Genomic DNA, 25,018 nt, shown 5'->3' on the forward strand with positions numbered 1-25,018 from the left:
CCCTGGTCTCGCCCATCCGTACGAGCCGGAGGAGTGCAGTGGCAGCCAACGACCGGGCATCAGCACCCGGAAAGTCCGGCGCGGGCTCCGGCAACGAGGCGCTGATGCGCGCCTCCCTGAGCGCCGTCGCGCCCGGGATGCCGCTGCGTGACGGCCTGGAGCGGATCCTGCGCGGCAACACCGGCGGTCTGATCGTCCTCGGCATGGACAAGACCGTCGAGTCGATGTGCACGGGCGGCTTTGTCCTGGACGTGGAGTTCACCGCGACCCGGCTGCGCGAGCTGTGCAAGCTCGACGGCGCGCTCATCCTGGACAAGGACATCACCAAGATCCTGCGGGCCGGTGTGCAGCTGGTCCCGGAGTCCTCCATCCCTACCGAGGAGACCGGCACGCGGCACAGGACCGCCGACCGCGTGTCCAAGCAGTGCGGGTTCCCGGTGGTCTCGGTGTCCCAGTCGATGCGCCTGATCGCGCTGTACGTGGACGGGGAGCGCCGGGTCCTGGAGGAGTCGGCGGCGATCCTGTCGCGGGCGAACCAGGCGCTGGCGACCCTGGAGCGCTACAAGCTCCGTCTGGACGAGGTGGCGGGCACGCTCTCCGCGCTGGAGATCGAGGATCTGGTCACGGTCCGGGACGTGACGGCGGTCGCGCAGCGCCTGGAGATGGTACGGAGGATCGCCACGGAGATCGCGGAGTACGTGGTCGAGCTGGGCACCGACGGCCGTCTCCTCTCGCTCCAGCTGGACGAGTTGATCGCGGGCGTCGAGCCGGAGCGTGAGCTGGTGGTACGGGACTACGTACCGGAGCCGACGGCGAAGCGGTCCCGTACGGTGGACGAGGCGCTCGCGGAGCTGGGCTCGCCCAGCCACGCCGAGCTGCTGGAACTGGCCGTGGTGGCCAGGGCGTTGGGGTACAGCGGTTCACCCGAGACGCTCGACTCCGCGGTCTCGCCGCGGGGTTACCGGCTGCTGGCGAAGGTGCCGAGGCTGCCGGGCACGATCATCGAGCGGCTCGTGGAGCACTTCGGCGGACTCCAGAAGCTGCTCGCGGCGAGCGTGGACGACCTCCAGACGGTGGACGGCGTCGGCGAGGCGCGTGCGCGCAGCGTCCGCGAGGGCCTGTCACGGCTGGCGGAGTCGTCGATCCTGGAGCGGTACGTCTGAAGGTTTTCTTGGTCCCCCGGCCGGCGGCTGAATCCAGCCCGTCCGGCGCTTGAGGACACGGCCGAAGGCCGTACCGGGCGGCCACCCCACCCGCCAGGGTCAGTCCTTCTCCAGCCGGATGGACTTCTGCCCCTGCTGCACCGACGCGCCCGCCGTGGTGATCTCCACCAGGTACGTCCCCGGAGCCACCGCCCCGGCAGGCGCCTTCGCACACTTCGGGGCGCTCTTCCTACGGTCCCACTCCACGGTCCGTGTGATCGTCGCGCCCGCCGGGATCTCGAACAGCGCCCGGCCCGTCTTCGGGCAGTCCCCGGAGGACCAGAGCTGGTCGTCCTCCGCGTCGGTGACGGTCAGCACCACGGCCTTCGGCCCGAAGTCCGCCTTGCACGTGGTGGTGGACGTGTTGGTGGCGATGAGCCGGAACGCGGGCTTCTCGCCGGGCTCGTACGCGTTCTTGCTGACGTCGAGGCGCAGGATCAGCGAGCCCCGGACGCAGTTGGGGAGGGTGGAGCCGGCCGGTACCTGCCGCCCCGAGTTGATGCTCCCGGTGCCCCCGGCGCCGCCCGTACCCGCCGTGCCCGTACCGCCGCCCGTACCGCCGTTCGCGGCTCCGGCCGTACCACCGGAACCGGCGCCGCCCGAACCCGCACCGCCCGAACCCGCACCGCCGGAACCCGCGCCGCCCGTGCCCGCCCCGGCGCCGCCGGTGCCCGCGGGGTCGCCGTTCTTGCCGCTGTCGCCCGCGCCGGAGTCCGTACCGCCCTCGCCGCCGCTCCCGCCCGACTCGTCGCGCCCGCCCGGCTGTTCGCTGATGGCGGGCCCGGATCCCGAGGGCCCCGGCGTGATGGACGTGGCCGGATTGGCTCCGTCCGACCGGTCGTCGTTCTTCTTACCGCCGCCCTCACCGGAGGTGACGATCCACACGACCAGCAACGCGAGCAGCGCGATCAGCGTCGCCGCTACTGCCCTCCGTCGCCAGTAGATGGGAGAGGGGAGCGGCCCGACCGGATTACGCAAAGATCCCACGTCGCAAACTGTACGAGAGATCTCCGCCAACTCCCGCCCCCATGCCGTCCGTCTTCGCAAGTTTTACGGATCATCAGCTTGCGCTGATCCTGACGGTGGCCGGTCACGTGCCGAAGACACCCCTCCACACGTCGAAGGCACCCCGCCGCACACGCGTCCGATGCGCCGTCCGCAGGTCGGAACATGCCAGGATCGGAGGTGCCATGACTGCTACCTCTCCGACTCCCGAGACCTCCGCGACGCCGCCGCCCCCGGCCACGGCGTCCGCCGCCGCCCTCCACGCCCCTGTCATCGAGTGGTTCGACACCCACGCCCGCGATCTGCCCTGGCGCCGCCCGGAAGCGGGTGCCTGGGGGGTGATGGTCAGCGAGTTCATGCTCCAGCAGACCCCGGTGAGCCGGGTGCTCCCGGTCTACGAGGCGTGGCTCGCCCGCTGGCCGCGCCCCGCCGACCTGGCGAAGGAGCCGCCCGGCGAGGCCGTCCGGGCGTGGGGGCGGCTCGGCTACCCCCGCCGCGCGCTGCGCCTGCACGGGGCCGCGCAGGCGATAACAGAACGGTACGGAGGGGATGTGCCCAGCGAGCACGCCCAGTTGATCTCGCTGCCCGGGATCGGCGAGTACACGGCGGCGGCCGTCGCGTCGTTCGCGTACGGACAGCGCCACGCGGTCCTCGACACGAACGTGCGCCGGGTCTTCGCGCGGGCGGTCACCGGCGTGCAGTTCCCGCCGAACGCGACCACGGCCGCCGAGCGCAAGCTGGCCCGCTCCCTGCTGCCCCCGGACGAGCCGACCGCAGCCCGCTGGGCCGCCGCCTCCATGGAGTTGGGCGCGCTGGTCTGTACGGCGAAGGGCGAGGAGTGCGTACGGTGCCCGATCGCCGACCGGTGCGCCTGGCGGCTGGCCGGCAAGCCGGCGCACGAAGGACCCGCCCGGCGCGGTCAGACGTACGCGGGCACCGACCGCCAGGTGCGCGGCAAGCTGCTCGCCGTCCTGCGCGAGGCGCTCACCCCCGTACCGCAGGAGGTGCTGGACGCGGTGTGGGAGGAGCCGGTGCAGCGGGCCCGCGCGCTGGACGGGCTGGTGGCCGACGGCCTGGTAGAGCCGATGGAGAACGGTGTGTACCGCCTGCCCCTGAGCTGACGCGTTGAGCCGACCCGTACGCGGGCCCTGGGACCAGGACCCCAGAGGCCCGCCCCGCCTTCCGTTACACAACCGATGGACAGCCGTGCGTTTGCCGACGGCTGCCCCGCACAGCCCCGTGACAACCGCTCCGTAATTTCAGTGGCGCAAGGAAGAACGCGGGAACGGTCACGGGGTCGGAGGCGGTTGGCATGGCGCAGGGCGAAGTGCTCGGAGAGGTGCTCGGGTTCGAGGAGTACGTACGGACCCGGCAGGAGGCCCTGCTGCGCAGCGCCCGGCGGCTCGTGCCCGACCCGGTGGACGCCCAGGACCTGCTCCAGACCGCCCTGGCCCGTACGTTCGGCCGCTGGGACGGCATCGCCGACAAGTCCCTCGCCGACGCCTACCTGCGCCGCGTCATGATCAACACCCGTACGGAGTGGTGGCGCGCGCGCCGGCTCGAAGAGGTCCCCACCGAGGAGCTGCCCGACGCGAGCGTCGAGGACGGCACCGAGCAGCGCGCCGACCGCGCCCTGCTGATGGACATCCTCTCCGTCCTGGCTCCCAAGCAGCGCAGTGTGGTGGTGCTGCGACACTGGGAGCAGATGAGTACGGAAGAGACGGCCGCGGCGCTGGGAATGTCGGCCGGTACGGTCAAGAGCACGCTGCACCGGGCGCTGGCCCGGCTCCGCGAGGAGCTGGAGAGCCGGTCCGCCGACGAGGCGGAGGCACGCATGCTGGAACGGGCGGAGCACGGCGGCGGCCTCATCGGCCGCCAGGATCGGGGGCGGGAGCGGTGCGTGGCCTGAGGGGCCCGGTCCGGCCGGCGACGGCGGGACCACTCACGGCGGGTACGGCGGGATCATTCGCGGCGGCTACGGCGGCCATGGTCGCCGTGGCCGCGCTGTGCCTGCTGGCCGCCGGGTGTTCGACCGGTGGTACGGGTACGAGGGACGAGGGCGCGGCCGTGACCACGCCCGTGGAGCGGGGAGTGCCCGCGCCGGGGGCCTCGGCGGTCCCGCCGGTGAAGACGGTGGACGCGGCGTGGCTGCTGCGCGGGGACCCCACGGTCAGCAAGCGGATCAAGGCCGATCTCAAACCGTGCTCCGAGGGCGCCTATCCGGTGGACACCTCGTACGGGAATCTGACCGGCGGATCCGTCCCTGACGTGGTGGTGAACGTGATGACCTGCGGGGACGCGGTGGGCATCGGCACGTACGTGTACCGCGCGAAGGACGAGACGTACCAGAACGTCTTCGCCGTCGAGGAACCGGCCGTCTATGCCACCATCGACCGGGGGGAACTGGTCCTCACCCAGCAGGTGTACGCGAAGGGTGACCCGGTGGCGTATCCCTCCGGGGAGGACGTGGTCACCTACAGCTGGAGCGACACCAAGTTCACCGAGCGCTACCGCGTGCGCAACAACTACAGCAGCGCGGTCGGCGACGGCGCGGTGGAGGCGCCGGACGCCGTGGACCCGACGGTGCCGCGCCAGAACTGAGACCGCCGCGAACCCACCGCCGACCCACCGCCGACCCACCACGGACAGAGAGAGCAGAGAGAGCCGCCCGATGGCCGACACCCACGTGCTGTTCGTCGAGGACGACGACGTCATCCGCGAAGCCACCCAGCTCGCGCTGGAGCGGGACGGCTTCGTGGTGACCGCGATGCCCGACGGGCTGTCCGGTCTTGAGGCGTTCCGCGCCGACCGCCCCGACATCGCGCTGCTCGACGTGATGGTCCCGGGCCTCGACGGCGTCAGCCTGTGCCGCCGTATCCGCGACGAGTCGACCGTGCCCGTGATCATGCTCTCGGCGCGCGCCGACGCGATCGACGTGGTGCTGGGCCTGGAGGCCGGCGCGGACGACTACGTCACCAAGCCGTTCGACGGGGCGGTGCTGGTGGCCCGGATCAGGGCCGTCCTGCGCCGCTTCGGGCACGCGGGCCGGGCGGCCGGGGACCCGGCGGGGCGGGAGGGGCCCGACGAGCGGGGGGTGTTGACCTTCGGCGAGCTGGAGATCGACACGGAGGGCATGGAGGTGCGCAGGGGCGGGGTGCCGGTCGCGCTGACCCCGACCGAGATGCGGCTGCTGCTGGAGTTCTCGACCGCGCCGGGCACGGTCCTGTCCCGCGACCGGCTGCTGGAGCGGGTCTGGGACTACGGCTGGGGCGGGGACACCCGGGTGGTGGACGTCCACGTCCAGCGGCTGCGTACCAAGATCGGGCAGGACCGGATCGACACGGTCCGCGGCTTCGGCTACAAGCTCAGGGCATGAGGCTCCGCATATGAAAGGCATGAGGCTCCGCGTATGAGGCGCCTGGCGCTGCGGACCGGGGTCCGCTGGAAGATCAGCATCGCGATCGCGGCGGTCGGCGCGCTGGTCGCGGTGGCGCTGAGCCTGGTGGTGCACAACGCGGCACAGGTCTCGATGCTCGACAACGCGCGCGAGGTGCAGCTGGAGCGGCTGCTGTTCGCGCAGCGGATGTACGACACGACCAAGGAGCCCAAGTTCGGCACGAAGGTCAACGACCCGGCGCTGCCGCACGACCTGCGGGAGAAGATGGCGCAGGGCCGGCGGGCGACGTACGTGCAGGACGTCAGCGCCGGTGTGCCGGACGTCTGGGCGGCCGTCCCGCTGGGGAACGGCACGGTGCTCTCCCTCCACAACAAGTTCGCCGACCGCAGTACGACGATCATGAAGGATCTGGACCGGGCCCTGATCATCGGCTCGGTGTCGGTGGTCTTCGGCGGCTGCGCGCTGGGCGTGCTGATCGGCGGCCAGCTGTCCCGCAGGCTGCGCAGGGCGGCGGCAGCGGCGGGCCGGGTCGCGCAGGGCAACACGGACGTACGGGTGGGGGACGCGGTCGGCGGGGTCGTACGCGACGAGACCGACGAACTGGCGCGCGCGGTGGACGCGCTGACCGACGCCCTGAACGAACGGATCGAGGCGGAGCGCCGGGTGACGGCGGACATCGCCCACGAACTGCGCACCCCGGTGACGGGCCTGCTCACGGCGGCGGAACTGCTGCCGCCGGGCCGCCCGACGGAACTGGTGCGGGACAGAGCCCAAGCACTGAGAACACTGGTGGAAGACGTACTCGAAGTAGCCCGCCTGGACAGCGCGTCGGAACGGGCGGAACTCCAGGAGATCGAACTGGGCGAGTTCGTGAAGCGGCGGGTCACCGCACTGGACCGGACGATCACCGTGCACGTGACGAACGACTCGTGGGTGAACACCGATCCCCGCCGCCTGGAACGCATCCTGGGCAATCTGCTGGCCAACGCGGCGAAGCACGGCGGGACGCCGGTGGAGGTCACGGTCGAGGGCCGGGTGGTACGGGTACGGGACCACGGCCCCGGTTTCCCCGACGCGCTCCTGCGCGAGGGCCCGAGCCGCTTCCGTACGGGAGCAAGTGACCGCGCGGGCCACGGCCACGGCCTGGGCCTGACCATCGCGGCGGGCCAGGCCCGCGTCCTGGGCGCCCGCCTGACCTTCCGCAACGCGGCCCAGGACCCCACCCCCACCCCGGAAACCGCCCCCGGGGCGATAGCGGTCCTCTGGCTCCCGGAACACGCCCCCACCACGACAGGCAGCTTCCCGATCCTGCACCTGCCGGGGCCGAGGTGACGCGGCGGACGCGGCTCCGCCCAGAATGCAGCCATGACCGAACGCGACCTGATGCTCAACGAACTCGCCCAGGGACTGCGCTCGATGTCACAGGGCATCGAATGGTTCGAGGCCCTGGGCCCGGCAGAGCAGTCCGAGACACTGCGGTATCTCTCCCATCACTGCGCCCAGGCGCGCGCCGTCACCGAGGACGGCCCGGAAAGCATCCGCCGAGCCGGGCTGCGCCCCACCCACACCCCCGCGGTACTGATCACCCACGGCCGGATCGACCAACAACTGTGGAAAATCGCGTCCCTCACTCCACCCGACGAACGCCGCAAGGCGTTCCGACTGCTGATCGCGCTACTCGCGATCGCCGACGAGCGGCGCCGCGCACGCCACTGCTCCGACGGATGCGGCCACTGGTGGCACAACCTGTCCGTCGCTGACCGGTCGGGGTTCGCCCCCCATGCGGCAGGGCGACCGCACTGCGCACACAACGGAACGTCCCCCGGCGCGAGCGCGTCGGGGGACGTTCCGTTGTGAGTGTGTGCCGCCGGGCGTCAGGCCGACTGGGGGACCCTGCCCTCCGCCGGGGACGGGTCGTCCGCCGGCTTCGGGCCCGCGCCCCGCAGCGGGACCTCCTTGACGAAGAACGCCGCGACGAAGCCGATCACCGCGATCGCCGCGCCCAGCGTGAAGGCGCCGTGGATGCCGGTGGACACCGCGTGCTGGTACGCCTCGCGGGCCGCGTCCGGGAGCTTCGCCAGGCTGGCCGCGTCCAGTTGGGCGGACGCGAGGCCGCCGCTGGTGCTGCCGCCCCTCGCCGCCATCTCGTCCTGTACGCGGGAGTTGAAGAGCGCGCCCATGATGGCGACACCGAACGAGCTGCCCAGCGTACGGAAGAGGGTCGTCGAGGAGGACGCGACGCCCATGTCCTTGGCCTCGACGCTGTTCTGCGCGACCAGCATCGTGATCTGCATCAGGAAGCCCATGCCCGCGCCGAGCACGGCCATGTAGACGCCGGACGTCAGCCGCGAGGTCTCGGTGTCCATCTGCGCGAGAAGGAACAGGCCGACCGTCATCAGGGCGCCGCCCAGGATCGGGAAGATCCGGTACTTGCCGGTGTTGGTGGTGACCCGGCCCGCGATCAGCGAGACGACCATCATCGACAGCAGCATCGGCAGGAGCAGCAGGCCCGAGTTGGTGGCGGAGGCGCCCTGCACGGACTGCTGGTACAGCGGCAGGAAGAGCACCGCGCCGAACATCACGAAGCCGGTGAGGAAGCCGATCACCGACATGAGGGTGAAGTTGCGGCTGCGGAAGATGTGCAGCGGCAGCAGCGGCTCCGCGGTCCTCTTCTGGACGACGACGAAGCCGATGAGCGCGACCACACCGAGCGCGATGAGCTCCATGATGATCGCGGAGCTCCAGTCGTACTCCGTGCCGCCCCACGTCGTGACCAGCACGATCGAGGTGATGCCGACGGTCAGCAGCCCGGCGCCCAGGAAGTCGATCCTGACCTTCGAGCGGTCCTTCTTGGGCAGGTGCAGGACGGCCGTGACCATCGCCAGCGCCACCGCGCCCAGCGGCAGGTTGATGTAGAAGCTCCAGCGCCAGCCGAGGTGGTCGGTGATGGCGCCGCCGACCAGCGGTCCGCCGATCATGGCGAGGGCCATCACGCCGGCCATCATGCCCTGGTACTTGCCCCGCTCGCGGGGCGGGATCAGGTCACCGATGATCGCCATCACGCCGACCATCAGACCGCCCGCGCCCAGGCCCTGTATCGCGCGGAAGCCGATCAGCTGGCTCATGTCCTGGGCCATCCCGCTCAGCGCGGAACCGATCAGGAAGATCACGATGGAGACGAGGAAGACGCCCTTGCGGCCGTACAGGTCGCCGAGCTTGCCCCAGATCGGGGTCGAGGCGGCGGTGGCCAGGGTGTACGCGGTGACCACCCAGGACAGGTGCTCAAGGCCGCCCAGCTCCCCGACGATCGTCGGCATGGCCGTACCGACGATCATGTTGTCCAGCATCGCCAGCAGCATCGCGATCATGAGCGCGAGCAGCACGATGCGCACGCTGCGCGGCTGCGGCTCCGGCTTGCCGGGCGTCAACGTCCCGGCTGACGGGTCCCCGGGTGCCGCGGCCTGTTCGGCCTTCCCCGTCTGACGGCTCGTCTGACTCATCGTCCCCTACTCCCCTGACTTACTTGCCGCCCGGCAAGCTAGCATTACACTCAGGAAGGTAGACGGCTAACTTGCCGGGCGTCAAGTAAGTTTTTCCCCAAGGAGAGCACCGTGGGCAGCACTCAGCACCCCCGACGGGGCAACACCCGTCAGCGCATCCAGGATGTCGCCCTGGAGCTCTTCGCCGAACAGGGATACGAGAAGACCTCGCTGCGGGAGATCGCCGAGCACCTGGACGTTACCAAGGCCGCGCTCTACTACCACTTCAAGACCAAGGAAGACATCCTGATCAGCGTCTTCCAGGACGTGACACGGCCGATCGACACGCTGATCGAGTGGGGCAAGACCCAGCCCGCCACGCTGGAGACGAAACGGGAGATCCTGCGCCGCTACAGCGCCGCCCTGCGCGGCGCCTCCCCGATCTTCCGCTTCATGCAGGAGAACCAGGCGACGATACGGGACCTGAGCATCGGCGAGACCTTCAAGGACCGCATGATGGCCCTGATGGAGCTGCTGCTGGACCCGGACGCCACCATGGTCAACCGCGTACGGTGCACCAGCGCGATCTTCACCATGCACGCGGGGCTGTTCGCCCTCAAGGACATCGAGGCGGACCCCGAGGAGAAGCGGCTGGCCATCCTGGAGGTCTCCACCGACCTGATCACCCAGGCCCACCACGTCGAACTCTGAGGACGGCCCTCGATCAGGGCCCGTCCGGCCGATCCTCGTGATCTTCGTGTACGAGGCGGCCCGCGAACCACGTCTGCCTCACCCGCGTGGCGTGGATCCGTTCGACCGGCACGTCGAAGAGGTTGTGGTCCAGCACGATGAAGTCGGCGGACATGCCGGGTGAGAGCCGCCCGGTCCGCTCGGCCAGGCCCATGGCGAGGGCCGCGTTGACGGTGTGGGCCCGTACGGCCGTGTCGAGGTCCAGCGCCTGGTCGGCCGCCAGCGCACCGGGGAACGCCGGGTCGGGGCTGCGGCGCGTGACCATGGTCTCGATGCTCAGCCACGGATCGGGCAGCGGCATGGCCACGGGCCAGTCGGATCCGGCCGCCACGAGGACGCCCGCGTCGTGCAGGTCCCGCAAGGGCCAGATGCGTTCCATGTAGTGGTCTTGGACCTGCTGGGCGATGATGCCGTTCATCGGGTGGGGGAACCACAGCACCGGTGAGGCGTCGGCCACCACACCCAGGTCGGCGAAACGGATCACGTCGTCGGGGTGGACGAACTCCGGATGCGCGACATGGAACAGGGGACCGTCGCCGTGCCGCTCCCGCATGACGGCGATGGCGTCGAGCGCCTGGCGTACCGTCGCGTCCGCCGTGGCGTGCAGCTTGACGTGCAGCCCGCGCGTGACCGCCTCCTCCAGCAGCCGGAGGAGTTCCTCGTCGCTGAACAGCCCCTCGCCGTGGAACGGGCACACATGACCGGCCGGGGTACCCCCGGGAGCGAACGGATCGGGCTTGTACGGGTCCAGGAACTTCGAGGTCCGGGTCATGGGCACCCCGTCGAGCACCCCCTTCACGAAGTCCGACCGCACATGCGCCGACCGGCGGGCCGGAGCGGTGTCGAACAGCTCGGTCCCCGCCGGGCCCGACTCGACGAACTCCCTCGCCGGCAGAGACCCCACGATCCAGGCGTTCAGCTCGCCCGCCCGGTCGAGTGCGGTGAACACGTCCAACCAGGCCCCCATCGTCGCCGCGTCCTGGATCGCGGTGACCCCCACCGAGTTGAAGATCGACACGGCGGTGCGCGCCGACCGCGCATCCCGCTCGGGTACGTCCCCGGAGCTCCGCCGGACGGCCAGTTCGGCATCGGTGGACGGCCCGCCCAGCAGGAGTCCGACCGGACGGCCCGCCGCGTCCCGCACATAACTCCCGCCGGTCGGCTCAGACGACGCCACGCCCACGCCCACGCCGAGGATCTCCAGGGCCCGGGAATTCACCCACCGGTTGTGCAGCGAGTCGTCCCGCAGCATCACCGGCCGGCCCAGACTCGCCTCGTCCAGGGCCGCCAGACTCTCCAGACTGCCCAGCGCGTGGAACACCGGACTGCTGACGACACCGCCGGCCACCCACGCGTCGGGACCCAGGCCGCGGGCCCGGTCCCGTACCGCCGCGAGGATCTCCTCGACACCGGACGCCGGCGACAGCGCCAGCTCCCAGGCGGCCGCCTGACCGCCGAACCCGACATGGGCGTGCACGTCGGCCAGACCCGGCATGACCATGCCGCCCCCGGTCTCGACCACCCGGGTCTCCGGGCCCGTCACCGCCTCGACGTCGGCCTCGTCGCCCACCACCAGGACCGTCCCGTCCCGCACCGCGAAGGCGTCCGCCCACGGCCGGCCGGGGTCGAGGGTGTAGACGGCGGAACCACGGACGACCAGGTCAGCGGGTTGACTACCAGGGGCGGACACCTGAGAAGACATCGGGCACACCCTCCGGGCCCCACCGGAAGGTGCGGCCTCACATCCACGTCAGAAGATGCCGTGATGGCACCTTTTGTCACGGTAGAAGCGCCCCCGCCTCACACCCCGCTCAGACCGTGACACCCGCGTGGCGCAGGAAGGTGAGCGGGTTGATCGCCGAGCCGTAGTTCGGGGTCGTACGGATCTCGAAGTGCAGGTGGGGACCGCTGGAGTTGCCGGTGTTGCCGGAGTACGCGATCCGCTGGTCGGCCTTCACGTGCTGGCCGACCCACACCTTGATCTTGGACAGGTGCGCGTACTGCGAGTACTTCCCGTCACTGTGCCGGATCACGATCGCGTTGCCGTACGCGGATCCGTCACCGGCGCCGTTCGGTCCCGCCTTGACCACCGTGCCGCTGTGGGCCGCCTTGACCGAGGTGCCGGTCGGTACGGCGAAGTCCTGGCCGGAGTGCTTGTGGGACCACATGCTGCCGCCCCGGCCGAACGTCGCGCTCAGCTGGTAGCGGTCGACGGGGTCCGTCCAGCCGTGCGCCTTCTTGATCTTGGCCGCCTTCGCCTTGGCCCTGGCCTTGTCCGCCTTCATCTTCGCGGCCTTCTTCTTCGCCTCGGACTCGGCCTTCTTCGCCTCCGCCTCCGCGCGCTCGGCCTGGGCCTTCTTGGCGTGCGCCGCGGCCGTGGCCTGCGCGGCGGCCTGCTTCGCCACCGCGCCGGACGCCACGGAGGCGGTCGCGGCGGTCGCGGTACGGCTCACTCCGCCATCGGCGCCGTCGCCACCGGTCGCGGCGACCGCGGCCCCCGCCCCGCACGCCATGGACACCCCGAGGCCGGCGGCCAGCAGGCCGGTACGGGTACGCAGGGTGGACGGGAGACGGGAGAGACGGAACTGGTCGCGCTGGAACATGCGGGGAAAACCTCCGGGCATGAAGGGACCCGACACGGATGCCGGGCGGTCCCCACCTTGGTAACCCAGACCCCCATCTCCGCCCAAACCACCCATCTACGACATGCCGTCGTAGGAGTCGGAACGGCATAAAGTCCCTTGACGCGGACACCGCCCCATCCGGCCCCGGCCCCCCGGGCCCACCCCGCTCCGCACCCGGCACTACGTCCCCTAGTAGCCCCGAAACGCCCTGTGCGGCTTGTCACGACCCCCGGACCGAAGCCCTGTCCGTTTCAGGACCAAGGGCCCCACCGGCCGGACATCCAAAAGGCACACGCCGCAAAGGCACACACGCCAAAAGGGGCTGCCCCGCACCGTGAGAAACGGTCCGGGGCAGCCCCTTCGTGCGTACGCGCCTTCGCGAGGACTACACGTCCTTCGTCAGGTTCGGGCCGCCGCCCGCCGCCTGCTCGATCGGCGGGGCGTCCGGCAGCGCCGACTTCTCCTCGCCGCGGAAGGTGAACTTCTTCGCCTCACCCTCGCCCTCGGTGTCCACGACCACGATGTGACCCGAGCGCAGCTCGCCGAAGAGGATCTTCTCCGACAGCATGTCCTCGATCTCACGCTGGATCGTCCGGCGCAGCGGCCGGGCGCCCATCACGGGGTCGTAGCCCTTCTTGGCGAGGAGCGACTTGGCGGCCGGGCTGAGCTCCAGGCCCATGTCCCGGTCCTTGAGCCGCTCGTCCACCTTGTCGACCATCAGGTCGACGATCTGGATGATGTCTTCCTCGGTGAGCTGGTGGAAGACCACCGTGTCGTCCACACGGTTGAGGAACTCGGGCCGGAAGTGCTGCTTGAGCTCTTCGTTGACCTTCGTCTTCATCCGGTCGTACGTGCTCTTGGTGTCACCCTGCGCCGCGAAGCCCAGGTTGAACCCCTTGGAGATGTCCTTGGTCCCGAGGTTGGTCGTCATGATGATGACCGTGTTCTTGAAGTCCACGACCCGGCCCTGGGAGTCGGTCAGGCGACCGTCCTCCAGGATCTGGAGCAGGGAATTGAAGATATCGGGGTGGGCCTTCTCGACCTCGTCGAACAGAACGACGGAGAACGGCTTCCTGCGCACCTTCTCGGTGAGCTGGCCGCCCTCTTCGTACCCCACGTAACCGGGGGGCGAACCGAAGAGGCGCGAGACCGTGTGCTTCTCGCTGAACTCCGACATGTCGAGCGCGATCAGCGCGTCCTCGTCGCCGAAGAGGAATTCGGCGAGCGTCTTGGACAGCTCGGTCTTACCGACACCGGACGGACCGGCGAAGATGAACGAGCCACCGGGGCGCTTCGGGTCCTTCAGACCCGCTCGCGTACGGCGGATCGCCTGGGAGAGCGCCTTGATGGCGTCCTTCTGGCCGATGACGCGCTTGTGGAGCTCGTCCTCCATGCGCAGCAGCCGCGAGGACTCCTCCTCGGTGAGCTTGAAGACCGGGATGCCGGTGGCCGTCGCCAGGACCTCGGCGATCAGCTCCTCGTCCACCTCGGCGACGACGTCCATGTCGCCGGCCTTCCACTCCTTCTCCCGCTTGGTCTTCGCCGCCAGCAGCTGCTTCTCCTTGTCGCGGAGAGACGCCGCCTTCTCGAAGTCCTGGGAGTCGATCGCCGACTCCTTGTCGCGGCGGACGCCCGCGATCTTCTCGTCGAACTCGCGGAGGTCCGGCGGGGCCGTCATCCGGCGGATGCGCATCCGGGAGCCGGCCTCGTCGATCAGGTCGATCGCCTTGTCCGGCAGGAAGCGGTCCGAGATGTAGCGGTCGGCGAGCGTCGCGGCGGCGACCAGCGCGGAGTCCGTGATGGACACGCGGTGGTGCGCCTCGTAACGGTCGCGCAGCCCCTTCAGGATCTCGATCGTGTGCGGCAGCGACGGCTCCGCGACCTGGATGGGCTGGAAACGGCGCTCAAGGGCCGCGTCCTTCTCCAGGTGCTTGCGGTACTCGTCCAGCGTGGTCGCACCGATGGTCTGGAGCTCACCACGGGCCAGCATCGGCTTCAGGATCGAAGCCGCGTCGATCGCGCCCTCGGCGGCGCCCGCACCCACCAGGGTGTGGAGCTCGTCGATGAACAGGATGATGTCGCCGCGGGTGCGGATCTCCTTGAGGACCTTCTTGAGCCGCTCCTCGAAGTCACCGCGGTAGCGGGAACCGGCGACGAGCGCGCCCAGGTCGAGGGTGTAGAGGTGCTTGTCCTTGAGGGTCTCGGGCACCTCGCCCTTGACGATGGCCTGCGCCAGTCCCTCGACGACCGCCGTCTTGCCGACGCCGGGCTCGCCGATGAGCACAGGGTTGTTCTTCGTCCGGCGGGACAGCACCTGCATGACCCGCTCGATCTCCTTCTCGCGCCCGATGACCGGGTCGAGCTTGGACTCACGAGCGGCCTGGGTGAGGTTCCGGCCGAACTGGTCGAGGACCAGGGACGTGGAGGGCGTGCCCTCGGCAGGACCGCCGGCGGTGGCGGCCTCCTTGCCCTGGTATCCGGAGAGCAACTGGATGACCTGCTGCCGCACCCGGTTGAGATCGGCGCCCAGCTTCACGAGGACCTGGGCGGCGACGCCCTCACCCTCGCGGATCAGGCCGAGCAGGATGTGCTCCGTGCCGATGTAGTTGTGGCCCAGCTGAAGGGCCTCGCGGAGCGACAGCTCCAGGACCTTCTTGGCACGGGGAGTGAAGGGGATGTGGCCGGACGGGGCCTGCTGCCCCTGCCCGATGATCTCCTCCACCTGCTGGCGGACCGCCTCGAGCGAAATCCCGAGGCTCTCCAGGGCCTTAGCGGCGACACCCTCACCCTCGTGGATAAGGCCCAGGAGGATGTGCTCGGTGCCGATGTAGTTGTGGTTGAGCATCCGGGCTTCTTCCTGAGCCAGGACGACAACCCGCCGCGCGCGGTCGGTGAACCTCTCGAACATCGTTAATCGCTCCTCAGAGCGGTCAGGCAGTAAAGGGGTCGGTCCCCTCCCTGTCCTTCCGCAGCTTAGTCCCGCAAGCGGGGACCGCTCATTCCAACTGCCGGGTCCCGCGTCCTCGGCCGTGAGCCCCGGACGCCGTCAACAGCTCCAACCTGATGGTGCGAGACGATGTTCCCGCAGGCCAGGCAGATACCCTCATCGGCAGTACGCCGATGGCGAACGTGAGACGCCCGAAACCGCGTGTCGCCCCTCCCCACTAGGAATGTCTTACCCGCAAAGACTGACAGTCCATGCGGCGCACGCCGATTCCCTCCGCTACGGGCGAACAACCTTGCGCTCCGCAATGCGCCCGTACGCCCGCAAGTCGGACACTCTGTGCGACCTGTCGCACACATTCCGTAACTCTGGGTCGCCCCCGGGAGTTCCCCGTTCATGACGGCCACCGTTCCACTCCCCCGCCGCGCACCGCTCCAGGGCGGTCGCGTCCCCCGTGCTTCCGCGTGGGCGCGGTGGTACGGCGACGGGCCCGGCGGACTCGGCTGGCCCACGGACGGGGGATCCCCGCTCGCTCTGCTGACGGGCGTGCGCTTCGACGTGCTGGAGCTGCCCGCGGGCGCCGGTGCGGCCCTGCTGCGGCGGATCGGCCCGACCGGTCCTGTGGCGCTCGGCGACGGGCGGATGCGGCTGCTGGTGGCCGCGGGAAGCTCGGAGGAGCTGCCGGGGCTGCTCGACTGGCTGGAATGGGGCGCGACCGGCTCCCTGACGCCGGGCCTGACCGCGCTCGGCGCGGGAGACCGGACGCCGGCGCCCGTACCGCCATGGTGGCCGGCGGAGGGCGTCGCGCAGGGGGCCGCCGTATGGCTGCGGCCCCCCGAGCCTGGGCGCGAGGTGGAGGCGACACTGCCGGCGCTCGTCCCGTTCGGACGTGTCACGGGCAACGGGGGCAGTGGGGTTGCCCCCGATCTCGTACGCCTCGTGGACGCGGCGGCGACGGAGTGCCACCGGGCCCGGCTGCTGCACAGAATTACGCTCCGTACGAATGCTCAGCCGTTGGCGTTCTCGTAAGCCTCGCGGATCTCGGCGGGAACGCGGCCGCGATCGTTGACGCTGTAGCCGTTCTCCTTGGCCCACTTGCGGATTTCCGCGGTGTCCTTGTTACCGCCGGCCGCGACACGGCCCTTGCCACGGCTGCCCGCGGCACGGCCGCCGGTACGCCGGCCGCCCTTGGTGTACGGATCGAGGAGACCCCGCAGCTTGTCCGCATTGGCGGTAGTGAGGTCGATCTCGTAGGTCTTGCCGTCGAGAGCGAACGTCACTGTCTCGTCTGCCTCGCCACCGTCGAGGTCATCGACAAGAAGGACCTGAACCTTCTGTGCCACCGGATTTCCTTTCATCGAAAAATGCAGTACGCGGAAAGGAAACCGCTTTTCTCAGGAAAACACAAACCCTCGGCAGAGGTTCAGTGGCGCGAGAAGACGGGAAACGTGCGCGATTCGGACATAGGGTTCCGGCACATCGGACGGTCACAGGTGCAGAAGCATCCGACTGTTGCCCAAGGTGTTCGGCTTCACCCGTTCGAGACCGAGGAACTCCGCAACACCCTCGTCATAGGAACGCAGCAGCTCCCTGTACACATCTCGGTCGACCGGTGTCCCGCCGATCTCCACGAAGCCGCGCTTCGCGAAGAACTCGACTTCGAAGGTGAGGCAGAATACGCGCCGCACTCCGAGCCAGCGGGCGGTCTCCAGCAGCTTGTCCAGCAACAGATGGCCCGCTCCCAGGCCTCTGACCGCAGGATCCACGGCCAGGGTGCGCACTTCGGCGAGGTCTTCCCACATCACGTGCAAGGCGCCGCAGCCGATGACACGCGCGTCCTCGTCGCGTTCCGCGACCCAGAACTCCTGGATGTCCTCGTAAAGCGTCACCGGCGCTTTGTCGAGGAGGATGCCTTGGCGTACGTAAGGGTCCACGAGTCGGCGGACCGCCGGCACATCCCCGGTCCTGGCCCGCCGGACCGTGAGGGCATTTGCGGGTGCATTGGGAACCGGAACGGCTGAGGACATGCCCGGACGCTATCGCCCCGCCTCCGCGGCCCCGTCGGCGCCCTCGGCGGGGCGTTCCCCGCGACGTTCCCCGCGACGGCCTTCCGCCGGGGCACCTTCCCCTTGCCCTTCCCCTTCCCCGGGACCGCCTTCCCCCGGGGAGTCTTCCGCGGCGTCGCCTTCCGGGCGGTCGGCGCGGGCCATACGGACGGCGTCTTCGAGAGATCTGCGCTGCTCGGGCGACATCATGCCGAAGAACGCGACAAGGGCGGCGGCCGGGTTGTCGCTCTTCGACCATGCTTCGTTCATCAAGGCGGCGGCGTAGGCGGCGCGGGTGGAGACCGCCGTATATCGATAGGCGCGGCCGTCGACTTCCCTCCGTACCCAGCCCTTCTGATGGAGATTGTCCATTACGGTCATGACGGTGGTGTAGGCGATGGACCGTTCCTGCTGAAGGTCTTCGAGCACTTCCCGGACGGTGACCGGGCGGTTCCATTGCCAGACGCGTGTCATGACGGCGTCCTCAAGGTCTCCCAATTGGCGGGGCACAGCGCCACCATAGTAGGAGATGTCGGAATGGCCGGTTATTGACGTAACAAAAAGGACGTACGACTGGGAATCAGTCGTACGTCCAGGTCACGGGCGACGGGGTCGGGGCGGCGCGCCGGCCGGGCGCCCGCCGGCGCCTCAGACGCCGTGGGTGTCCGGTGTACGGCCCTGCTGGGCGGCCTCCGCGCGGGCGAGCGCCGCGTCCACGGCCGCGTCCTCCTTGGCCTTGTTCGCACCGCCCTGGCTCTTGACGATCGTCCGGACCAGCGCGATGAAGAAACCAGCCATCACCACAGGGGGCACAAGCGCGGATACGTAGTCCATGGCGACCAGACTAGCTAAGGGCTGTCCCGCGATCCCCGGCGGGCGCGCGACGCCAGCTACGGCACCTCGCGGCGTTGTCGGAATGCCCGCATACGGCCAGTATGCGGGCATTCCTCCGCCTTGCGAGGCACCGCATCTGACGCCGCGCGCTGATCCACCGGGGATCACGGGACAGCCCTTACCCTGCCGCCCGTTCTTCTGGCGGGGGCTTCGGGCGGCGGCGCGGCGGGAAGACCTCGGACGGCTTGGGCATCGGGCGGGGGGGCTCGCCGGGCTTGCGCGGCTCGCGGGGGTCCTGGGGCCGCTTCGGCTGGTTCGGCTGGACGGGCTGCGGCTGCCTGGGCTGCTTCGGTTCGTCGGCGGCGCGGCCGCCGGGGAGCGAGAAGAGCCGGGTGCGGGGGGCGGGGAGGTCCTGGCAGCGGTCCAGCAGGGCGGCGGCGAGGGTGTTGCCGCGCAGGGCGCGCAGGGCGGCGAGGTCGTCGGGCCCGGGCACGTAGCCACCGGCGAGGGCGTCCTGGAGCAGCTCCAGGTAGCCCCCGACGGAGCCGGGCAGGGCGGCGCGGTACCGGGCGAGGTCCGCGAGCAGGAACGCCCGCATGCGGTCGGCCTCCCCCTCCGCCTCGTCCACGGACTCGGCGAGCCGCAGGCAGGCCCGGACGTCCTCGTCGGGAAGCGGGGCGGGACGAAGGGCGACGGCGAGGGCGCGTCGGAGCACACGCAGCTCGTCAGCGCCGAACGCCATGCCGCCACGGGATCCGTATGGCGTGGGCATGCGGCGACCCTACGCGCTGGGGGGACAAAATCCGCTTAACGGTCCTTCCCGGGCGCGGCCCGGCGGCCCCGCCCGGCGCCGCCCGGCCTCACCTGGTGGCGGGCCGGCGGACGGCGGACAGCGTCACATGCGCGAGACGTTGCGTTCGTACACCAGCCGCAGCCCGATCAGCGTCAGCCACGGTTCGTGCTCGTCGATCACCGACGCCTCCCCCAGCACCATCGGCGCCAGGCCGCCCGTCGCGATCACCGTCACCTCGTCGGGGTCGTCGGCCAGCTCCCGCTTCATCCGGGTCACCACCCCGTCGACCTGGCCCGCGAAGCCGTACACGATGCCGGACTGCATCGCCTCCACCGTGTTCTTGCCGATCACGCTCCGGGGGCGGGCCAGCTCGATCTTGCGGAGCTGCGCGCCCTTCACCCCGAGCGCCTCGACGGAGATCTCGATGCCGGGGGCGATCACCCCGCCCGCGTACTCCCCGCGCGCGCTGACGGCGTCGAACGTCGTCGCCGTACCGAAGTCGACCACGATCGCCGGACCGCCGTAGAGATCGACGGCGGCGACCGCGTTGATGATGCGGTCCGCGCCGACCTCCTTGGGGTTGTCCATGAGAATCGGCACCCCCGTCTTGATGCCCGGCTCGACCAGGACGGAGGGAACGTCTCCGTAGTAGCGGCGAGTCACCTCGCGCAGCTCGTGCAGGACGGAGGGGACCGTGGAACAGATCGCGATCCCCTCGACCCCCTCGCCCAGTTCGTCGCCGAGCAGCGGGTGCATCCCCATCAAGCCCTGGAGCAGGACGGCGAGTTCGTCGGCGGTACGGCGGGCGTCCGTGGACACACGCCAGTGCTCGACGATGTCCTCGCCGTCGAACAGGCCCAGAACCGTATGGGTGTTGCCTACGTCGATGGTGAGCAGCATCAGGCGCCCGCCCCGTCGGGTCCGTCGTGCGGCTCCGCGTCCGACACGAGATCGGCGAGGGCGTCCGCGTCGAAGGGCTCGGCCTCGCGCAGGTCCAGGCCGATGTCCAGGATCGGGGAGGAGTGCGTGAGCGCCCCCACCGCGAGGAAGTCGACACCCGTCTCCGCGTACGCACGCGCGGTGTCGAGCGTGAGCCGCCCGGAGGACTCCAGGATCGCGCGTCCCGCGACGATGCCCACCGCCTCCGCCGTCTCGGCCGGGGTGAAGTTGTCCAGCAGGATCAGGTCGGCGCCCGCGTCCAGGACCTCGCGGACCTGGTGGAGGGTGTCGACCTCCACCTCGACGGCCAGGCCGGGGAAGCTGTCCCGTACGGCCTTGAAGGCCTCCGCGACACCCCCCGCCGCGACCACGTGGTTGTCCTTCACGAGCGCCGCGTCGGACAGCGACATCCGGTGGTTGACGCCCCCGCCGCACCGCACCGCGTACTTCTCCAGGGCCCGCAGCCCCGGCGTGGTCTTGCGGGTGTCACGGACCTTCGCCGACGTCCCGTCCAGGACGTCCGCCCACTCGCGCGTGGCCGTCGCGATGCCGGACAGCCGGCACAGGAGGTTGAGCGCGCTCCGCTCGGCGGTGAGCAGGTCGCGGGTGCGGGCGGTGACGCTGAGCAGCTTCTGCCCGGCCTCCACGCGGTCGCCGTCCGCGACGTGCCGTTCCACCGCGAACTCGTCGGTGGCCACGACGGACAGCACGGCCTCGGCGACGTGCACGCCGGCGACCGTGCCGCTCTCGCGGGCCGTGAAGTCACCGGTGGCGACGGCGTCCTCGGGGACGGTCGCGACGGTCGTCACGTCCACCCCGTGGTCGAGGTCCTCCTCCACGGCGACGTGCGCGATGTCCTCGACCTGGACGGGGTCGAGGCCGGACTCGGCGAGCAGCTGGGCGAGCACGGGATCGAGCCCGCACTCCAGGTCGTCGGGGCCGAAGCCGTCCGCGCCGCCGGAGCAGCCGCAGCCGTCGCCGCAGCCACCCCCGGCGGACGCCGCGGCCGGGGCGCCGATCTGGATCAGGGGTACGTCCACGGGCTCGGGGCGCGGACTGTCTTCGGGCGTGCTCACGGTTACGGCTCCCTGGGGACGTCGGGTTCTGCATGTACGTATACGGGGTCGACGGCCGGGAACGCAGCCGTTCCGGTACGCCGGACCGTCAAACTACGGTCGGGTGCCAAACGGACGACCAGATGCCGGCGCCACTGCGCGTCGTCGCGCTCGGGCCGGTCCTCGCGCCAGTGGCAGCCACGGGTCTCCTCGCGCTCCAGGGCGGCGGCGACGAGGACGCGGGCGACACAGAGGAGGTTCGACGTCTCCCAGGAGTCCACACCGGGGACGGCGGCCTTGGCCTCGCCCTCCCCCGGCTGCTCGTCGGCGCGCAGGGCGTCCAGGTGGACGGCTTCGAGGGCCTGGGCGGCGGTGCCGAGGCTGCGGGCCGAGCGGAGGACTCCGGCGCCCTCGGACATGATCCGCTGGATCCGGATGCGGGCCTCGGGGGTGATGAGGGGGAGCTGGCGGGAGGCGGGCGGGGAGAGGTCGGAGGGGCGGAGGGGGGCGTCGGGGATGGCGTCTTCAGTGGAAGAGACGGCACTCGCCCCGGGAGAGCGGCGTTCCGCCACGTCCGCCGCGATCCGCTCCGCGAACACCAGCCCCTCCAGGAGCGAGTTCGACGCCAGCCGGTTCGCGCCGTGGACGCCCGTGCAGGCCACCTCACCGCACGCGTACAGCCCCGGGACCGTCGTCCGCCCGCGCAGGTCCGTGCGGACGCCGCCCGAGGCGTGGTGGGCCGCCGGGGCCACCGGGATCGGTTCCGTCACCGGGTCGATGCCGTGGGAGCGGCAGGCCGCCAGGATCGTGGGGAACCGGGTCTCCCACATCGCCGCGCCGAAGTGCCTGGCGTCCAGGTACATGTGGTCGGCGCCCTGCTCCAGCATGCGCCGCATGATCGCCTTGGCGACGATGTCGCGGGGCGCCAGCTCGGCCAGTTCGTGCTGGTCGCGCATGAAGCGCACCCCGTCGGCGTCCACGAGGTGGGCGCCCTCGCCCCGTACCGCCTCGGACACCAGCGGCTGCTGGCCCTCCGAGCCCGCGCCCAGGAACAGCACCGTCGGGTGGAACTGCACGAACTCCAGGTCCGAGACCTCGGCGCCCGCCCGCAGCGCCAGTGCCACGCCGTCGCCGGTGGAGACGGCGGGGTTGGTGGTCGCCGCGAAGACCTGGCCCATGCCGCCGGTGGCGAGGACGACCGCGGGCGCGTGGACCGCGCCGACGCCGTCGTGCTGGCCCTCGCCCATCACATGGAGGGTGACCCCGGACGTACGGCCGTGCTCGTCGGTCAGCAGGTCGAGGACGAGCGCGTTCTCGACGGTCGTGAGCGCGGCGGCGCGGACCGCCTCGACGAGCGCCCGGGAGATCTCCAGACCGGTCGCGTCGCCGCCCGCGTGGACGATACGGCGCCGGTGGTGGCCGCCCTCGCGGGTGAGCTGGAGTTCACCGCCCGCGCCGGTGTCGAAGTGGGCGCCGGTCCCGATCAGCCGGCGTACGGCGTCCGGGCCCTCGGTGACGAGCGTGCGGACGGCCTCCTCGTCGCACAGGCCCGCGCCCGCGATCAGCGTGTCGTCCAGGTGCTGCTCGGGGGTGTCTCCCTCGCCGAGCGCCGCGGCCACGCCGCCCTGGGCCCAGCGGGTGGAGCCGTCGTCCAGGCGGGCCTTGGTGACGACGACCGTACGCAGTCCGGCGGCGGTGCAGCGCAGGGCCGTGGTGAGCCCGGCGACGCCCGAGCCGACCACGACGACGTCGGCGTCCAAGGCCCAGCCGGGGGCGGGGGCGGCCAGCCGTATCCCGGTCGCGGCGGCGTACGGCGCTCCGGGGGGTATCTCCTGGGAAGGCGCGGATCCTGACGATCCGGGGAGCGTCCCCCGGAAGGACTCTGCGGTCACTGGGGAGCTCCGAAGGTCAGGGGGATGTTGTCGATGAGCCGGGTGCCGCCGACCCGCGCCGCGACGGCCAGGATCGCCTCGCCGGTGTGGTCGTCGGGGACTTCCGTGAAGTCGGCGGGGTCGACCAGGGCGAGGTAGTCCAGCGTCAGGGGCGGCACGGCCCTGGCGGCGGGCATGAGGACCGCGCGGGCCGCCGCCCGTACGGCGTCCGCCCCGCACGGGCGCGCCGGCGCCCCGCCGCGCGCCACCGCGTGCGCGTCGGCCGCGAGCCGGGGCTCGCCGAGGGCGGAGAGTCCGGCGGCACGCGCGTCCGGCGCGGGCGCCCACTCCGCGCGGGCGCGCAGCGCGTGCTGGGCGCCGAGGCGGTCCCGGGCCGCGAACAGGGCGCGGGAGAGCGCGAGGGCGGTACGGCGTTCCGCCACGGACAGGAAGCGGTTGCGGCTGGACAGCGCCAGGCCGTCGTCCTCGCGGACCGTCGGTACGCCGACGATCTCGACGGGGAAGTTCAGGTCGCGTGCCATGCGGCGGATCAGGGCGAGCTGCTGGGCGTCCTTCTGGCCGAAGAACGCGACGTCGGGGCGGGTGAGGTGGAGCAGCTTGGCGACGACGGTGAGCATGCCGTCGAAGTGGCCGGGCCGCGAGGCGCCTTCGAGCAGTTCGCCCATGGGGCCGGCCGTGATCCTGACCTGGGGCGCGCCGCCCGGGTACACCTCGTCCACGGACGGGGCGAAGACGGCGTCGGCGCCCGCGTGCTCGGCGGTCTTGAGGTCGGCGTCGAGGGTGCGGGGGTAGCGGTCGAGATCCTCGCCGGCGCCGAATTGCAGCGGGTTGACGAAGACGGTGACCACGACGAACCCGGCGGGGCCGACGTGCGCGCGGGCCGCCCGTACGAGCGTGGCGTGCCCTTCGTGGAGGGCGCCCATGGTCATGACGACCGCGACCGCGTCCCGCCGGCCGGGGTGGGTGGCGTGCCACGCGTCGAGCAGGCGGTCCAGGTCCGCGCGGGAGGGGACGGGGGCGAGGCTCATCGGGTGCCCCCGCCGGCGCCTCCGCGGGTGTCCCCGAGGCTGTCGCCGTCCGCGAGGACGTCCAAGAGGTCTTCCGCCAGCTCGGGCTTGAGCATGCCGTGGGTGAGCGCGCGGTCCGCGGTCGTCCGGGCCATCGCCAGGTAGCCGGCGACGGCGGCGGGCGCGTGCTCGCGCAACACCTCCACGTGCGCGGCGACCGTGCCGGCGTCCCCGCGCGCGACAGGGCCGGTCAGGGCCGCGTCGCCGGAGCGCAGCGCGTTGTCGAGGGCCGCGCCGAGGAGCGGGCCCAGCATCCGGTCCGGGGACTCGACCCCGGCCTTGTGCAGCAGCTCCATCGATTGGGCGACCAGCGTGACCAGGTGGTTCGCGCCCAGCGCCAGCGCCGCGTGGTAGAGCGGACGGGATTCCTCCGCGATCCACTCGGCCTCGCCGCCCATCTCGATGACCAGCGCCTCCGCCGCCAGCCGCAGCTCCTCGGGCGCCGTCACGCCGAACGAGCAGCCCGCCAGCCGCTGCACGTCCACGGAGGTGCCGGTGAACGTCATGGCCGGGTGCAGGGCCAGCGGCAGCGCGCCCGCGCGCAGGGCCGGGTCGAGCACCTTGGTGCCGTACCGCCCCGAGGTGTGGACGAGCAACTGCCCCGGCCGTACGGCCCCGGTCTCGGCGAGCCCCTGGACCAGCGCGGGCAGCGCGTCGTCCGGGACCGTCAGGAGGACCAGCTCGGCGCGCGCGAGGACCTCGGCGGGGGTGACCACGGGGACGTCGGGGAGCAGGGTGGCGGCGCGCCGCACGGAGGCGTCCGAGACGCCGGAGACGGCGACCGGGCGGTGCCCCGCGAGGCGCAGGGCGGCGGCGAGGGCCGGGCCCACCCGGCCGGCTCCGACCACGCCGACCGTGAGCCGGGCGGGGCGGTCCCGCGGGTCGAGAGGTTCCTGTGCTGCTGAATTCACGCGTCGGGGCCTTCCGTTCCAGTCCGCGGCGGGTACCGGACGATTTCTGGCCATGCTACGCCAGCGCCGGGCCCGCCTCCC

Annotated in this window: 24 protein-coding genes; 9 read left to right on the forward strand and 15 right to left on the reverse strand. The window is 71.2% G+C overall.

The features are described from left to right. Positions 1–38 precede the first annotated feature (38 nt). On the forward strand, positions 39–1,163 hold the full coding sequence (gene disA / locus ACIO1C_RS26280; RefSeq protein ID WP_161307535.1) for a DNA integrity scanning diadenylate cyclase DisA: 1,125 nt from the start codon (positions 39–41) through the stop codon (positions 1,161–1,163). Between the two features lie 99 nt (positions 1,164–1,262). On the opposite strand, the gene ACIO1C_RS26285 is transcribed toward disA, so the two are convergent. Next, positions 1,263–2,189 carry a hypothetical protein gene (locus tag ACIO1C_RS26285; protein WP_401867553.1) on the reverse strand — a complete coding sequence of 309 codons (927 nt, stop codon included), beginning with the start codon at positions 2,187–2,189 and terminating at the stop codon, positions 1,263–1,265. Between the two features lie 203 nt (positions 2,190–2,392). Here ACIO1C_RS26285 and ACIO1C_RS26290 point away from each other — a divergent pair, with 203 nt between their 5' ends. From ACIO1C_RS26290 to ACIO1C_RS26315, 6 genes are all read left to right on the forward strand, one after another. Continuing rightward, positions 2,393–3,328, forward strand: a complete 936-nt coding sequence (locus tag ACIO1C_RS26290) for an A/G-specific adenine glycosylase (RefSeq protein ID WP_401867554.1) — start codon at positions 2,393–2,395, stop codon at positions 3,326–3,328. Between the two features lie 191 nt (positions 3,329–3,519). Continuing rightward, entirely contained in the window at positions 3,520–4,116 is a 597-nt protein-coding gene (locus ACIO1C_RS26295) for a SigE family RNA polymerase sigma factor (RefSeq protein ID WP_401867557.1), read from the forward strand. Further along, positions 4,104–4,808 (forward strand): hypothetical protein, encoded by a 705-nt coding sequence (locus tag ACIO1C_RS26300; protein WP_401867559.1) that lies wholly within the window; start codon positions 4,104–4,106, stop codon positions 4,806–4,808. Before ACIO1C_RS26295 ends, ACIO1C_RS26300 begins: the two co-directional genes overlap by 13 nt. 70 nt (positions 4,809–4,878) lie before the next feature. Next, positions 4,879–5,583: a two-component system response regulator CseB gene (cseB, locus tag ACIO1C_RS26305; RefSeq protein ID WP_401867561.1), complete on the forward strand. Its 705-nt coding sequence runs from the start codon at positions 4,879–4,881 to the stop codon at positions 5,581–5,583. A 33-nt stretch (positions 5,584–5,616) separates the two neighbouring features. Further along, positions 5,617–6,936, forward strand: coding sequence for a two-component system sensor histidine kinase CseC (gene cseC / locus ACIO1C_RS26310; RefSeq protein WP_401867564.1), 1,320 nt, complete (start codon positions 5,617–5,619; stop codon positions 6,934–6,936). Between the two features lie 33 nt (positions 6,937–6,969). After that, positions 6,970–7,461, forward strand: a complete 492-nt coding sequence (locus ACIO1C_RS26315; RefSeq protein ID WP_401867567.1) for a DUF5958 family protein — start codon at positions 6,970–6,972, stop codon at positions 7,459–7,461. Between the two features lie 17 nt (positions 7,462–7,478). On the opposite strand, the gene ACIO1C_RS26320 is transcribed toward ACIO1C_RS26315, so the two are convergent. Then, positions 7,479–9,104, reverse strand: coding sequence for an MDR family MFS transporter (locus tag ACIO1C_RS26320; RefSeq protein WP_401867569.1), 1,626 nt, complete (start codon positions 9,102–9,104; stop codon positions 7,479–7,481). A gap of 111 nt (positions 9,105–9,215) precedes the next feature. Between ACIO1C_RS26320 and ACIO1C_RS26325 the strand changes: the two genes are divergently transcribed. Next, a complete protein-coding gene (locus ACIO1C_RS26325) occupies positions 9,216–9,794 on the forward strand; it encodes a TetR/AcrR family transcriptional regulator (RefSeq protein WP_401867571.1) in 579 nt (192 codons plus the stop codon). A gap of 13 nt (positions 9,795–9,807) precedes the next feature. Here the strand turns inward: ACIO1C_RS26325 and ACIO1C_RS26330 are convergent, their stop codons facing one another. The 3 genes from ACIO1C_RS26330 to ACIO1C_RS26340 all read right to left on the reverse strand — a co-directional run bounded on the left by ACIO1C_RS26330 (position 9,808) and on the right by ACIO1C_RS26340 (position 15,365). Then, positions 9,808–11,535 carry an amidohydrolase gene (locus ACIO1C_RS26330; RefSeq protein ID WP_401867573.1) on the reverse strand — a complete coding sequence of 576 codons (1,728 nt, stop codon included), beginning with the start codon at positions 11,533–11,535 and terminating at the stop codon, positions 9,808–9,810. 109 nt (positions 11,536–11,644) lie between these two features. Then, positions 11,645–12,436 carry a M23 family metallopeptidase gene (locus ACIO1C_RS26335; RefSeq protein WP_401867576.1) on the reverse strand — a complete coding sequence of 264 codons (792 nt, stop codon included), beginning with the start codon at positions 12,434–12,436 and terminating at the stop codon, positions 11,645–11,647. Positions 12,437–12,842: 406 nt separating this feature from the next. Continuing rightward, a complete protein-coding gene (locus ACIO1C_RS26340) occupies positions 12,843–15,365 on the reverse strand; it encodes an ATP-dependent Clp protease ATP-binding subunit (protein WP_401867579.1) in 2,523 nt (840 codons plus the stop codon). A 432-nt stretch (positions 15,366–15,797) separates the two neighbouring features. Between ACIO1C_RS26340 and ACIO1C_RS26345 the strand changes: the two genes are divergently transcribed. Continuing rightward, on the forward strand, positions 15,798–16,430 hold the full coding sequence (locus tag ACIO1C_RS26345; RefSeq protein WP_401867581.1) for an SCO3374 family protein: 633 nt from the start codon (positions 15,798–15,800) through the stop codon (positions 16,428–16,430). Here the strand turns inward: ACIO1C_RS26345 and ACIO1C_RS26350 are convergent. The 10 genes from ACIO1C_RS26350 to ACIO1C_RS26395 form a co-directional block, all read right to left on the reverse strand. Beyond that, positions 16,409–16,744 carry an Lsr2 family protein gene (locus ACIO1C_RS26350; RefSeq protein ID WP_161308513.1) on the reverse strand — a complete coding sequence of 112 codons (336 nt, stop codon included), beginning with the start codon at positions 16,742–16,744 and terminating at the stop codon, positions 16,409–16,411. The genes ACIO1C_RS26345 and ACIO1C_RS26350 overlap by 22 nt on opposite strands. 144 nt (positions 16,745–16,888) lie before the next feature. Next, on the reverse strand, positions 16,889–17,428 hold the full coding sequence (locus ACIO1C_RS26355) for an amino-acid N-acetyltransferase (protein ID WP_401867584.1): 540 nt from the start codon (positions 17,426–17,428) through the stop codon (positions 16,889–16,891). A 9-nt stretch (positions 17,429–17,437) separates the two neighbouring features. Then, positions 17,438–17,920 (reverse strand): BlaI/MecI/CopY family transcriptional regulator, encoded by a 483-nt coding sequence (locus ACIO1C_RS26360; protein ID WP_401867586.1) that lies wholly within the window; start codon positions 17,918–17,920, stop codon positions 17,438–17,440. Positions 17,921–18,094: 174 nt separating this feature from the next. Continuing rightward, a complete protein-coding gene (locus ACIO1C_RS26365; RefSeq protein ID WP_401867588.1) occupies positions 18,095–18,280 on the reverse strand; it encodes a hypothetical protein in 186 nt (61 codons plus the stop codon). A gap of 178 nt (positions 18,281–18,458) precedes the next feature. After that, complete coding sequence (locus tag ACIO1C_RS26370) at positions 18,459–19,022, reverse strand: hypothetical protein (protein WP_401868108.1); 564 nt, start codon at positions 19,020–19,022, stop codon at positions 18,459–18,461. Positions 19,023–19,175: 153 nt separating this feature from the next. Beyond that, positions 19,176–19,973 carry a type III pantothenate kinase gene (locus tag ACIO1C_RS26375; protein ID WP_161308517.1) on the reverse strand — a complete coding sequence of 266 codons (798 nt, stop codon included), beginning with the start codon at positions 19,971–19,973 and terminating at the stop codon, positions 19,176–19,178. After that, a complete protein-coding gene (gene nadC, locus ACIO1C_RS26380; RefSeq protein WP_401867590.1) occupies positions 19,973–21,088 on the reverse strand; it encodes a carboxylating nicotinate-nucleotide diphosphorylase in 1,116 nt (371 codons plus the stop codon). The genes ACIO1C_RS26375 and nadC overlap by 1 nt, the downstream gene beginning before the upstream one ends. 2 nt (positions 21,089–21,090) lie before the next feature. Next, entirely contained in the window at positions 21,091–22,896 is a 1,806-nt protein-coding gene (locus ACIO1C_RS26385; protein WP_401868110.1) for an L-aspartate oxidase, read from the reverse strand. A gap of 59 nt (positions 22,897–22,955) precedes the next feature. Continuing rightward, on the reverse strand, positions 22,956–23,987 hold the full coding sequence (panC, locus tag ACIO1C_RS26390; protein WP_401867592.1) for a pantoate--beta-alanine ligase: 1,032 nt from the start codon (positions 23,985–23,987) through the stop codon (positions 22,956–22,958). Then, on the reverse strand, positions 23,984–24,991 hold the full coding sequence (locus ACIO1C_RS26395) for a Rossmann-like and DUF2520 domain-containing protein (RefSeq protein ID WP_401867594.1): 1,008 nt from the start codon (positions 24,989–24,991) through the stop codon (positions 23,984–23,986). Before ACIO1C_RS26395 ends, panC begins: the two co-directional genes overlap by 4 nt. Positions 24,992–25,018: the final 27 nt, after the last annotated feature.

The organism is Streptomyces sp. NPDC087420 (genome assembly GCF_044744165.1).
In the GTDB taxonomy this organism is placed as follows: Bacteria; Actinomycetota; Actinomycetes; order Streptomycetales; family Streptomycetaceae; genus Streptomyces.

Excerpts from the sequence above, each read along its gene's own strand:
- ACIO1C_RS26290 (WP_401867554.1), top strand. The coding sequence starts at position 2,393 with ATGACTGCTACCTCTCCGACTCCCGAGACCTCCGCGACGCCGCCGCCC.
- ACIO1C_RS26295 (WP_401867557.1), top strand. The coding sequence starts at position 3,520 with ATGGCGCAGGGCGAAGTGCTCGGAGAGGTGCTCGGGTTCGAGGAGTAC.
- cseB (WP_401867561.1), top strand. The coding sequence starts at position 4,879 with ATGGCCGACACCCACGTGCTGTTCGTCGAGGACGACGACGTCATCCGC.
- cseC (WP_401867564.1), top strand. The coding sequence starts at position 5,617 with ATGAGGCGCCTGGCGCTGCGGACCGGGGTCCGCTGGAAGATCAGCATC.
- ACIO1C_RS26315 (WP_401867567.1), top strand. The coding sequence starts at position 6,970 with ATGACCGAACGCGACCTGATGCTCAACGAACTCGCCCAGGGACTGCGC.
- ACIO1C_RS26320 (WP_401867569.1), bottom strand. The coding sequence starts at position 9,104 with ATGAGTCAGACGAGCCGTCAGACGGGGAAGGCCGAACAGGCCGCGGCA.
- ACIO1C_RS26330 (WP_401867573.1), bottom strand. The coding sequence starts at position 11,535 with ATGTCTTCTCAGGTGTCCGCCCCTGGTAGTCAACCCGCTGACCTGGTC.
- ACIO1C_RS26335 (WP_401867576.1), bottom strand. The coding sequence starts at position 12,436 with ATGTTCCAGCGCGACCAGTTCCGTCTCTCCCGTCTCCCGTCCACCCTG.
- ACIO1C_RS26340 (WP_401867579.1), bottom strand. The coding sequence starts at position 15,365 with ATGTTCGAGAGGTTCACCGACCGCGCGCGGCGGGTTGTCGTCCTGGCT.
- ACIO1C_RS26345 (WP_401867581.1), top strand. The coding sequence starts at position 15,798 with ATGACGGCCACCGTTCCACTCCCCCGCCGCGCACCGCTCCAGGGCGGT.
- ACIO1C_RS26355 (WP_401867584.1), bottom strand. The coding sequence starts at position 17,428 with ATGTCCTCAGCCGTTCCGGTTCCCAATGCACCCGCAAATGCCCTCACG.
- ACIO1C_RS26360 (WP_401867586.1), bottom strand. The coding sequence starts at position 17,920 with ATGACACGCGTCTGGCAATGGAACCGCCCGGTCACCGTCCGGGAAGTG.
- ACIO1C_RS26365 (WP_401867588.1), bottom strand. The coding sequence starts at position 18,280 with ATGGACTACGTATCCGCGCTTGTGCCCCCTGTGGTGATGGCTGGTTTC.
- ACIO1C_RS26370 (WP_401868108.1), bottom strand. The coding sequence starts at position 19,022 with ATGGCGTTCGGCGCTGACGAGCTGCGTGTGCTCCGACGCGCCCTCGCC.
- ACIO1C_RS26375 (WP_161308517.1), bottom strand. The coding sequence starts at position 19,973 with ATGCTGCTCACCATCGACGTAGGCAACACCCATACGGTTCTGGGCCTG.
- panC (WP_401867592.1), bottom strand. The coding sequence starts at position 23,987 with ATGAGCCTCGCCCCCGTCCCCTCCCGCGCGGACCTGGACCGCCTGCTC.
- ACIO1C_RS26395 (WP_401867594.1), bottom strand. The coding sequence starts at position 24,991 with ATGGCCAGAAATCGTCCGGTACCCGCCGCGGACTGGAACGGAAGGCCC.